The sequence below is a fragment of the Phaeobacter sp. CAU 1743 genome (assembly GCF_039839315.1).
Classification (GTDB): Bacteria; Pseudomonadota; Alphaproteobacteria; order Rhodobacterales; family Rhodobacteraceae; genus Phycobacter; species Phycobacter gallaeciensis_A.
This window is the reverse complement of sequence record NZ_JBDOQR010000170.1, coordinates 1-2,223: the sequence shown is the minus strand read 5'-3', so window position 1 is coordinate 2,223 and position 2,223 is coordinate 1. Positions and strand designations below refer to the sequence as shown.

General features: G+C 57.5%; 2 protein-coding genes and 3 pseudogenes. 3 read left to right on the top strand and 2 right to left on the bottom strand.

Annotated features, from left to right (window positions below; all coding sequences use genetic code 11):
- Positions 1 to 106 (top strand): annotated as a pseudogene (locus AAFO90_RS24690) (IS5/IS1182 family transposase); the annotation flags it as partial.
- Between the two features lie 126 nt (positions 107 to 232).
- A complete protein-coding gene (locus AAFO90_RS24685) occupies positions 233 to 1,417 on the top strand; it encodes a metal transporter (RefSeq protein ID WP_067625935.1) in 1,185 nt (394 codons plus the stop codon).
- A 10-nt stretch (positions 1,418 to 1,427) separates the two neighbouring features.
- Here the strand turns inward: AAFO90_RS24685 and AAFO90_RS24680 are convergent, their stop codons facing one another.
- Positions 1,428 to 1,556, bottom strand: a complete 129-nt coding sequence (locus tag AAFO90_RS24680; RefSeq protein ID WP_347511162.1) for a hypothetical protein — start codon at positions 1,554 to 1,556, stop codon at positions 1,428 to 1,430.
- 25 nt (positions 1,557 to 1,581) lie between these two features.
- Between AAFO90_RS24680 and AAFO90_RS24675 the strand changes: the two are divergent.
- A pseudogene (locus AAFO90_RS24675) lies at positions 1,582 to 1,864 on the top strand (YnfA family protein).
- Between the two features lie 138 nt (positions 1,865 to 2,002).
- Here the strand turns inward: AAFO90_RS24675 and AAFO90_RS24670 are convergent.
- Positions 2,003 to 2,080, bottom strand: a pseudogene (locus AAFO90_RS24670) (arsenical resistance protein ArsH); the annotation flags it as partial.
- Positions 2,081 to 2,223 lie beyond the last annotated feature (143 nt).

Here is a 2,223-nt window from a genome sequence, read left to right as displayed (position 1 = left end):
CGCAAAGATCAAGGAATTCAGAGCCATAGCGACCCGCTACGAAAAGACAACGTCCAGCTACGCCGCCAATTGGCATCTCGCGGCTGCCATCATCGCCTCACGATGAATGTCCACAGACCCTAGAATTCAGCTTCGCCGAACATGAGCCAGGGCTCTACATGTTTCACGCACATCAGGCCGAGTTTACGGAACTGGGCTGGATGGCGAAATTCGACGTGGTGGAGGCGTGAATATGGAAGATCAGCCAGCGCTTTTGGAGCGTCGCGGACCGCAAAAACTTATCTGGCTGCTGATGCCCCTGTCTCTCTTGATTGCTGCCATCGGCTGGATCGTTTTTGCGGACCCCTTCCAGAGTTTCAGAAACGGGGCCCCTCCCGTTGAAGGCGTGACATTCGAGCGGACCATCCTGAACGATCAGGGCCTGAGGATGCTGGTGCGGGCGGGCGGTTCGGACCCGATGCGTGTCGCCCAGGTACAGGTTGATGCCGCGTATTGGTCGTTTACGCAAACACCGCCGGGAGACATATCGCGCGGCGCCACGGTGTGGCTGGATGTCCCCTATCCGTGGGTGCTCGGCGAAGCCCACGCTGTGACCCTCGTCACAACAACCGGTGCGACGTTCACACATGAAATCGAGGTGGCCGTTCCGACACCGAAGGTCACGGCGGGTCAGCTGAGATTCCAGGCTTTGATCGGCATCTTTGTAGGTGTCGTGCCGATTGTCTTTGGTCTGATGTTCTATCCGGTATTGCGCGGCGTCGGTCAGGGCGGCATGAATTTCCTGATGGCGCTGACCATAGGCTTGCTGTCCTTCCTGCTGGTCGACTCGGCTGAGGAGGCACTGGAACTCGCAGGGAACTCAGCAGCCCTATTTCAGGGCCCGGTCATGGTGATCCTGGTTGCAGCGGCCACATTTTTACTGCTGATGGCCGTGGGGCAACGTGGCGGTCCGCCGACGGGACTGGCGCTGTCCACGTTCATTGCCCTTGGCATCGGATTGCATAATCTAGGCGAAGGGTTGGCGATCGGTGCGGCATTTGCTGCGGGATCAGCGGGCCTTGGCACCTTTTTGGTGCTGGGCTTCACCCTGCACAATATCACCGAAGGCATCGGCATCGCAGCACCCGTCCTCAAGAAACGCCCGCCATTGTGGGCATTTGCGGGCCTCGCCCTTCTCGCCGGCGGTCCCGCGGTTATTGGGATGTGGCTGGGGAGCCTCGCGTTCTCGCCGCAGTGGGGCGCTTTCGCTTTGGCTATCGGCGCAGGCGCGATCCTCCAGGTTGTGGTTCAGGTTGGTGCCTACGTGATGCGGAGCAATCGGCTGGGTCTGGAGACGTTCCTGAGACCCTCTATACTGGGTGGCCTAACCGCTGGCGTGGCATTCATGTATATCACAGCAGCATTCGTAAAAGTTTGAGACCAACCGTTCAAAACTCGATTGCGTCGTCGGGTTTGGCTTTGTGCTCTGGTTCGATATGAGTGTTTACGGTGCTGCCTGCAATCTGGCGTTTCAACGCAAGTTCAATCCAATCACAAATGTCATGGGCCTGTGACATATTCATAATTGCCTCGCTTGCTTAAATCGCCGGATGTTTTGCCTTCTGGGCCTGGTTCCGTCTGGACAAGTGTGTTCTGGCTGGTGCCGGGGATGCTGTCGTTGATGGTTTTCGCCTGGTTGCTGGCCCTCAGCCCCGCCGATCAGGCTGGACGCGCCAATGTTGTTTACGGTGGCATCTACATCGTATCGTCACTGCTCTGGCTACGGGGTGTCGAAGGACACCGACCGGACCAATGGAATGTTATCGGAGCGGCCATTTGCCTAGTCGGTGCGGGTATAATTCTCTGGGCACCGCGTGGTATTTGACGCGGCTCTGCCGTAACTTTGTCTTCCCCGAAAATCGTGATTAGTCTTTCGTTTCACAGGTTCCATTGATCTGGGAATTCTGCACATTCGGAAGGTTTTCCTGAGTCGCAGACCGTGCGAAAACGCTGGAGCGTCCGATCAGATCGCTTTCTGGTTCACCCGCTTCGACAAGTCGGCGGCGCTCTCCTTGCGCTCGCTGTAACGGTCGAGCAGGTAGGGGTCTGATACCGGAGAGTGCAGGATCGTACGTTCTCATGAGCGTTTTCATGTTTCCTGACACTATGAGACTACCCCGCTGACACGGGATGGTCAAAGATGTAGCCTGTACAGGCGCTGGAGACGGTAGGCCGAACCGATGG

Coding starts and splice junctions, on each gene's coding strand:
- AAFO90_RS24685 (WP_067625935.1), top strand. CDS start 233: ATGGAAGATCAGCCAGCGCTTTTGGAGCGTCGCGGACCGCAAAAACTT.
- AAFO90_RS24680 (WP_347511162.1), bottom strand. CDS start 1,556: ATGTCACAGGCCCATGACATTTGTGATTGGATTGAACTTGCGTTGAAA.